Source organism: Pontiella sp., from assembly GCF_041622395.1.
In the GTDB taxonomy this organism is placed as follows: domain Bacteria; phylum Verrucomicrobiota; class Kiritimatiellia; order Kiritimatiellales; family Pontiellaceae; genus Pontiella.
The window spans coordinates 1-7,363 of sequence record NZ_JBFJYW010000198.1; the positions used below are offsets into that span (position 1 = coordinate 1).

Sequence of the window (7,363 nt, forward strand, 5' to 3'; positions counted from 1 at the left end):
GAACAAGGTTTCGAGTGCCGCGCGGGATTGGGCTTGGAGGTTGAGCGGGCCGTCGGCGTTTTCCCAGTTTTTGACCGAGGCCGCGGAAACGCCGAGCCGGGCGGCGAAGGCGCGTTGGGAGAGCCCAAGCTGTTCCCGCAAGTCGCGGACGCACGCGGCGGAGGGCTCGAAGGTGGGCGGAGACGGTGGCGCGGATTCTTCTTCAAGGTCGACGCCGAAGACGGTGGCGACGGCATCGTCCGCGAGTGTTCTGCGGCGGCGCGAGCTCCGGCCGGCGGTCAGGTCGTCGATGGCGGCGTCGACGGCAATCAGCTCTTCGTGGTTGACGCCGCGCAGCTTGAAGAGCAGCTCCGGTTCGGTGTCGAGGCGGACGCCGATGCCGTACATCGCGGCGGCGATGTGTTTGCACATGTCGGCCCAGTCGGGGCAGTTGCAGTTGAACCGGATTTCCTTCGGGTGCGGAAAAAGGCCGTTCTCTTTGTCGGTGACGATTTCCATGATTTCGTCGGAGATTTTCCCTTGCAGCAGTTCGATCAGCGAGCCGATCTTGCCGCGGCACCGGTTTTTGATTGCGTCCCATTTCGCGGGATCCAGCGGTTCGATGTGGATGGAAAGTTCGTACATTTCCGAGCCGCTGACCATCGCTTTGGCGGTTTCGGGTTCGATGCCGAGGTGGCAGACCGAGCCGTTGCGGACATAGGTGCGGCCGCGCGGCAGGCGGTTGGAATAGTCCGAAAACTTTTCGAGGTGCCGGCACCACGCCTTGCCCCAGAAACTCGTCGCAATCCCGCGCGTTTTAAACGGCTCGATCGGCTGGATTTCCCGCCCCTCTTCGCGCAGCCGGTCCATCTTCCGCAGTGCTCGCCGCCGCCGCTCGGCAACGGGCACATATTGATAGTCATCAAAATCGTTCCAACTCATCGGGCGGTCTCCTCTGTTTCAAGGTCAAGGCTGACGAGGGCGAGCAGCTCCTCGTTGCTCATTTCGGTCAGGGCTTTTTCGGCGCCGCCTTCGAGGATTTGGTCGGCGGTCTTTTGTTTTTCGGTCAGTAGGCGGTCGATCTTTTCCTCGAGCGTGCCGGAAGTGACGAACTTATGGACGAGCACGTTTTTCTTTTGGCCGATGCGGAAGGCGCGGTCGGTGGCCTGGTTTTCGATGGCGGGGTTCCACCAGCGGTCGAAATGGACCACGTGCGAGGCGGCGGTGAGGTTGAGGCCGGTGCCGCCGGCTTTGATGGAGAGGACGAAGAAGGGCGGGCCGTCTTCGCGCTGGAATTGCTCGACCATTTCCTGCCGCTTTTTGACCGGGGTGCCGCCGTGCAGCACCAGGCCGGGGCGGCCGAAGACGGCGGCGAGGCAGTCGGCCAGCGGGTCGGTGATTTCGCGGAACTGGGTGAAGACGAGCACCTTTTCGCCGCGCGATTCGATCTCGGCGCAGAGCTCCGCGAGCCGCTGGAACTTGGCGCTGTGCTGCGGGTGATAGTCGCCCGTGCCCGTCAGCTGGTCGGGGTGGTTGCAGATTTGCTTGAAGCGCATGAGGTAGGTGAGTACCAGCCCTTTTTTCTGGATGCCGTCGGTCTCTTTCAGCTCGTTGAGCAGCGATTGGACGGACTGTTTGTAGAGCTTGGCTTGCGGCGGATTGAGCCCGCAGAAGACGGTCATCTCGGTTTTATCGGGCAGGTCGGAGATGATCGACTTATCGGTTTTGAGTCGCCGCAGAATGTAGGGATTCACCAGGCGGCGGAGCGGGGCATAGTGCTCGTGGTTGCCGGACTGGATGGCTTTGGTGAACGCGGTGAATTGCGATGCGTTGCCGAGCAGGCCGGGGTTGAGAAAGTCGAACAGCGACCATAGGTCGCCGAGGCGGTTTTCGATCGGCGTGCCCGTCAGCGCGATGCGCGCCTCGGCCTTGAGCTTGCGGACGGCCTTGCTCTGGCGGGTGGAGTGGTTTTTGATCGCCTGCGCTTCGTCGAGGATCGCCCAGCTCCACTCGGTTTCGGTCGGCCAGGCCAGCCGGGTGAGCATGCCGTAGGTGGTGATGACCAGATCGGCGTCGGCCAGGTCGGGGAGATGAAGGTCGTCCGCGTTTTCAGACCGATGCGCGATGAAGAGGTTGAGCGACGGCGCGAACTTGGCGGCCTCGCGTTTCCAATTGCCGATCAGCGAGGCGGGCACGACCAATAGCGCAGGCTTCGCGCCGGGAGCATCGGTCTTTTTGCGCAGCAGCGCGGCGAGCACCTGAATGGTTTTACCCAACCCCATATCGTCGGCCAAACAGGCGCCGATTCCGATGTTGGCGCAGAGCCAAATCCAGTTGAGGCCGTCCTCTTGGTAGGGCCGCAGTTTGGCGTTGAGGGTTTCGGGCGGGGCGAGTCGTTCGGGGTTGCGGAGCTGATCGAGCGTTTCGGCCAGCCATTCGCCGGGCTGGGTGAAGGCCCAGTCGCGATGTTCTTCGAGCTCCTCTTCGCTTTTCAGGTTGGCGGGCGCACCTGCCAAGAGGCGCATGCCTTCGGCAAAAGAGATGCCGCCGTGCCGTTCGATGGCCTCCCAGTGCGCGAGCGCCTGCTGGAGTTTTTCGCGATCCACCTCCACCCACTGGCCGCGCAGCAATACCAGTCCGTCTTCGCCGGCGAGCAATTCGTTGATTTCCGCGCGGGTGAGCCGTTGGCCATCGACCACCACCTCCAAATGGAAGTCGAGCAGGGCGTTGATCCCCAGACCGCCCTTTTTTTGTTCGCCGATGGTAACCGCCACCTGCGGGCGGCGCGTTCGCTTTTTCCACCAGTTCGGCAGGCGCGCCAGCAACCCGGCTTCTTCGTAAACGGGGATGCCCTGCAAAAATTCATAGGCCTCGTCCGGTAGCCAGACGAGCGGATGAAAAATGTCGCCCGTTTCCACCAGATCCGCCAACAACGGATTGTTCTTTGCGGCGGTGTTGATCGGCGCGAGCAACTTGAGCAGAGCGGGCTTGTTGTTGGCGCCCGCGTATTCCTTGAGCGCTTTGCCCAGCGGCAATTGCTGCACGCGCCCGGCCTGGGTGAGGCCGGCGGCATAGGTGGCCATGAACGCGAACGTATATTCGGGATCGCCCTTGTTTTCAGCCAGGTGCAGCGTAACGCGGCCCACGCGCGACCAAAGCGGCGCATGCGTTTCCAGAAAACCGGCCAGCCCCGTTTCGGTTTGCTGCTCCCGCGTCCACGCTTCCATCCGCTTCCAGATCGCTGACAGCACGTCGGGCGAAAGATATTCCGCGCCGCGCATCGGCGGGGCGTTTAATACGATTTCCGCGAGCTCGGCCGGCGATGGCGGCGGCACCGCCAGCGCTTCGCCCTCGGGGATGTGGCAGAGCGCCCGCAGAAACCGGCCGCCGAATGCGCGCCAATAGTTGGTCGAGGCATCGGTCTCGGCGTCGGGCTTATGCCCGGCCAACCCGATCAGCCCCGCCGCGTCGGATTCGGAAAACGCCGCCAAGGCCCCATCGCGACAAATGACGCTGCCGTGCGGGCTGAGTTCGAGCTTGCCGGGGATCATCTCTCTATTTGGTCAGCAGGAAGGTGGCGGTTTCGTAGGTGGCGTAGACGCCGCCGTCGGAGGCGAAGGCTTCCTGATAGTCGGCGACGAGCTGGCTGAGTTCGGAGCGGTTGAGCGGGGCGTTGCCCGTGCTGACCTTGCCGCCGGTCACGCCCTGTTCGTGGATGGCCTTGAGGAACGCCTTGGCATCCTCGTAGACGATCTCTTCCTCGGAATGTTTCCGGCGTTCGAGCTGGAAGCCGGCCTCTTGCAGGCAGGCCTTGGTTTCCTCGTAGGTGGGCAGGGTGATCGCCGGCGTCTTTTCGGGGCAAATCTCGCCGCGCAGGCTATGCAGTTCCTTGAGCGTCCCCTGGAGCATCATTCCCAGCGAAAAGGTGCCGCCGGGCTCCAGCAGTTCGAAAATGTTTTCGAACGTCGCCTTGAGGTCGGCCACCCAATGGAGCGCCGAGCTGGAGACGATCAGCGGGTAGCGCTCGCCGCCCCACCAGGTCTGCGCATCGCCGACGATCCAGTTGATGTGCGGATATCGGGCAAACTTGGCGCGGCTGTGTTCAATCATTTTCTCGGCCACGTCGACCGCGTCGATCAGCACTTCCGGGAAGGTCTGCGTCAGCAGGCGGGTCAGCTGTCCGGTGCCGCAACCGAGTTCGAGAATCTGCTCGGGGTACATTTCCGGAAGCATGGAAACGACGGATTGCGCCAGAGCCAGTTGCGGGCGGGCGTGGCGGTCGTAGGTTGCGGCGGCGGCTGAAAAACGGTTTCCGATCATTGCATCTCTCCTGAACAGCCGCGCACCTTGCGGCATTCCCCCGATCAATGCAATCCTCCGCTTGCCCTGAAAAGCCGCCGCCCGCATACTCGTGTTTGATCGAGCCGAAGTCGATCGGCTTTACAAAGAAGGGCGTTCGGAGTAAGTGGGACTTCTACAAAAGGTGGACCATGATTATTGAGATTGCTGAGTTGTTGAACCTCTCCGTTCCGCTGGCCGAAAGGCTGGTCTACACGGCGGAGGGGGTGATTATCCTGTTTTTCGTCAAGATGCTGACCAACTGGTTGGTGGGCCGGAAAATCAGCGACGACAAACGGCGCTACCACGCCCGCAAGACGATCACCTATTGCTATACCGTTGTGTTGGTGGTGATGCTGGGCTCCATCTGGTTCAAGGGAATGGCCTCGCTCGGTACGTTCCTCGGTCTGGCGTCCGCCGGCCTGGCCGTCGCGCTGCACGATACGATCGCCAACATGGCCGGCTTCATTTTCATCGAAGCGCGCAAACCGTTCCGGGTGGGCGACCGCATCGAAATCGGCGAGGTGCAAGGCGATGTGATCGACGTCCGGCTTTTTCAGTTCAGTGTCGTCGAGGTCGGCAACTGGGTCGATGCCGACCAGAGTACCGGACGAATCGTCCATGTGCCCAACAGCCTGGCGATGCGCATCCCCTGCGCCAATTCCCACATCGGTTTCGAATACATCTGGAACGAGGTGCCCGTGCTGATCACTTTTGAAAGCGACTGGAAGAAGGCGAAGCAACTGCTGCTGACCATCGGCCGGGAAAACGCCGAAAGCCTCTCGCTCGGGGCGCAGGAGCAGATCCGCCGCGCCGCCCGCAAATATTTGATCGTGGCCGGCAAGCTGACGCCCACCGTCTACACGTCCGTCAAGGATTCCGGTGTGTTGCTCACCATCCGCTATCTGGTCGATCCGCGCCAGCGCCGCGGGACCCAGCAGAAAATCTGGGAGGATATCCTCGAAGCCTTTGCCGCCGAGCCGAACATTGATCTCGCCTACCCGACCACCCGCCTCTACCATCTGAATCAATCGAAACCATCTGTTCCGGAGTCCCCAAGATGACCATAAACACGAAAGTCCCCGTTGCCGCCGAAGCCCGTTTCCCGTCTCCCCTGCGCTTTGCCGGCTGCGACCCGACCACCGCCATCCGCTACCGCACCGAACATGATCGGGTGCGGGTCTACCCGTGCATCACCCAGGAGCTCGACGACCCCGAAACCGTGTTCGAGCGCGCGGGACCGCGCGAATGGATTACGGATGACCCCGCCAACATGACCGTCGCCATCGTGACCTGCGGCGGCCTCTGCCCGGGGCTCAACGATGTCATCCGCGGCTTGGTGATGAGCCTGTGGCACCATTATGGCGTGTCGCGGGTGCTGGGCATCCGCTATGGCTATGCCGGGCTCACCCCCGCCGGGCTCGAACCCTTCGAACTGACGCCCGACAACGTGGACGAAATCCACCGCGACGGCGGCTCGGTGCTCGGCGTCAGCCGCGGAGCCCAGGATGTTGCCGTGATGGCCGAGCGCATGCGGGAATTCGGCATCTCCAAACTGTTCGTGATCGGCGGCGACGGAACCCAGCGCGGGGCGCTGGAGTTGGCCGGGGTCTTGGACGGCGTGTCCGTTATCGGAATCCCGAAGACGGTCGACAACGATATCTTGTGGGTCGACCAGACGTTCGGATTCGACACGGCGGTGGACATCGCCGCGCGGGTCATCTCCGACGCCCACGTCGAGGCGCGCTCCACCGAACGCGGCGTCGGCATCGTGAAGGTGATGGGGCGCGATAGCGGGTTCATCGCCGCCTGCGCGGCGCTGGCCTCGCTCGAGGCCAACGTGGTGCTGGTGCCCGAAGTGCCGTTTGCCATGGAGGGCGCCGACGGATTGCTCGGCTTTCTGGAGCAGCGGCTCGAACGCAAAGACCATGCCGTGATCGTGGTGGCCGAGGGCGCCGGGCAGGAACATTTCCACGGACTGAAAGTGCGGCGCGACGCCAGCGGCAACAAGCTGCACCAGGACATCGGCGAGTTGTTGTGCGAGCGCATCGAGTCGCACTTCAACGAAATCGGAAAGCCGGTGAAGTTGAAATACCTCGATCCGGGCTATTCCGTCCGGTCCGCGCCCGCCTGCGGCACGGACCGCATCTACTGCACGCGGCTGGCGCACGCCGCCGTGCATGCCGCCATGGCCGGCAAAACCGCCATGATGGTCAGCCGCTGGAGCGGCCACTACGTGCATGTGCCGCTGGAGCTGGTCACCCAGGGCCGCCGCAAGATCAATCCGGGGGGCAGTCTGTGGCGCACGGTACTGGAGGCGACGGGCCAGCCCTGTCTTGCCGAAGGGGCCCGGAACGGAGAGTCCTGCCGATGAAGATCGAACCCAATCTCCTCCGCCTGATTTATTCCGTATGCTTTTTGGTTTTGAACTACTGCGGATTCCTGCTGTTTAAACGATCGGCGAAAAAAACGCATGTAAGCAAAGGGCTGCGCCAGTCGCGCTATTTTGCGATCCGCAAACTGCTTCGGCTGCTGTCGTTCGGGATTGCCGTGGTTGGGTTGATCCTGATTTGGGGGCTCAGTTTCCGGCATGTCTGGCTCACGGTTTCGAGTGCGGTGGCGGTCATTGCCATTGCGTTTTTCGCGGTTTGGAGTCTGGTGGGAAACATCCTCGCCGGGATTCTGCTCTTCTTTACGACGCCCTTCCGGATTGAAGATGTCATTGAAGTGATGCCGGACGGAATCAAGGGACAGGTGCTGGCCATCAATACCTTCTATACCGTGCTGCGTAACGAGGAGCTCGATTATATCAACGTTCCGAATTCGCTGTTCTTCCAGAAATATATCCGTGTACAAAAACACGCCGCCTCTTCGTCCGCTGCGCCGGCGGGGGCGAATGAAGCCGCCAAAGCCGCGGCGGCCGGCAAGCGACAGGAGCCTTAGAAGATGGTCGATTATTCCCAACTCTGGAATCCGCATTCTTTAGCCTGCGGTCAGACGCTCGAACTGGAACTGGGTTCGCTGCATCTTTGGATTCACCGCGGCA

At 62.1% G+C, this 7,363-nt stretch carries 6 protein-coding genes; 3 read left to right on the forward strand and 3 right to left on the reverse strand.

Going from position 1 to position 7,363, the window contains the following annotated elements:
• From ABYO54_RS11610 to ABYO54_RS11620, 3 genes are all read right to left on the reverse strand, one after another.
• Window positions 1-921: helix-turn-helix domain-containing protein (locus tag ABYO54_RS11610; protein WP_372808416.1), on the reverse strand; the 921-nt coding region annotated here is incomplete at its 3' end.
• A complete protein-coding gene (locus ABYO54_RS11615) occupies window positions 918-3,530 on the reverse strand; it encodes a DEAD/DEAH box helicase (protein WP_372808417.1) in 2,613 nt (870 codons plus the stop codon). The genes ABYO54_RS11615 and ABYO54_RS11610, both read right to left, overlap by 4 nt.
• 4 nt (window positions 3,531-3,534) lie before the next feature.
• On the reverse strand, window positions 3,535-4,299 hold the full coding sequence (locus tag ABYO54_RS11620; protein ID WP_372808418.1) for a methyltransferase domain-containing protein: 765 nt from the start codon (window positions 4,297-4,299) through the stop codon (window positions 3,535-3,537).
• A gap of 170 nt (window positions 4,300-4,469) precedes the next feature.
• Here ABYO54_RS11620 and ABYO54_RS11625 point away from each other — a divergent pair, with 170 nt between their 5' ends.
• From ABYO54_RS11625 to ABYO54_RS11635, 3 genes are read left to right on the forward strand one after another with little or no spacing between them, the layout of a single operon-like run.
• Window positions 4,470-5,381 (forward strand): mechanosensitive ion channel family protein, encoded by a 912-nt coding sequence (locus ABYO54_RS11625; RefSeq protein WP_372808419.1) that lies wholly within the window; start codon window positions 4,470-4,472, stop codon window positions 5,379-5,381.
• The gene (locus ABYO54_RS11630) at window positions 5,378-6,691 is read left to right on the forward strand and encodes an ATP-dependent 6-phosphofructokinase (protein ID WP_372808420.1); all 1,314 of its coding nucleotides are present in this window, start codon (window positions 5,378-5,380) and stop codon (window positions 6,689-6,691) included. Before ABYO54_RS11625 ends, ABYO54_RS11630 begins: the two co-directional genes overlap by 4 nt.
• Window positions 6,688-7,260, forward strand: coding sequence for a mechanosensitive ion channel domain-containing protein (locus tag ABYO54_RS11635; RefSeq protein WP_372808421.1), 573 nt, complete (start codon window positions 6,688-6,690; stop codon window positions 7,258-7,260). The genes ABYO54_RS11630 and ABYO54_RS11635 overlap by 4 nt, the downstream gene beginning before the upstream one ends.
• The last annotated feature ends 103 nt before the right edge of the window (window positions 7,261-7,363 follow it).

What these genes read in the sequence shown, in the direction of transcription:
- ABYO54_RS11620 (WP_372808418.1), bottom strand. Translation starts at nt 4,299, where the DNA reads ATGATCGGAAACCGTTTTTCAGCCGCCGCCGCAACCTACGACCGCCAC.
- ABYO54_RS11625 (WP_372808419.1), top strand. Translation starts at nt 4,470, where the DNA reads ATGATTATTGAGATTGCTGAGTTGTTGAACCTCTCCGTTCCGCTGGCC.
- ABYO54_RS11630 (WP_372808420.1), top strand. Translation starts at nt 5,378, where the DNA reads ATGACCATAAACACGAAAGTCCCCGTTGCCGCCGAAGCCCGTTTCCCG.
- ABYO54_RS11615 (WP_372808417.1), bottom strand. Translation starts at nt 3,530, where the DNA reads ATGATCCCCGGCAAGCTCGAACTCAGCCCGCACGGCAGCGTCATTTGT.
- ABYO54_RS11635 (WP_372808421.1), top strand. Translation starts at nt 6,688, where the DNA reads ATGAAGATCGAACCCAATCTCCTCCGCCTGATTTATTCCGTATGCTTT.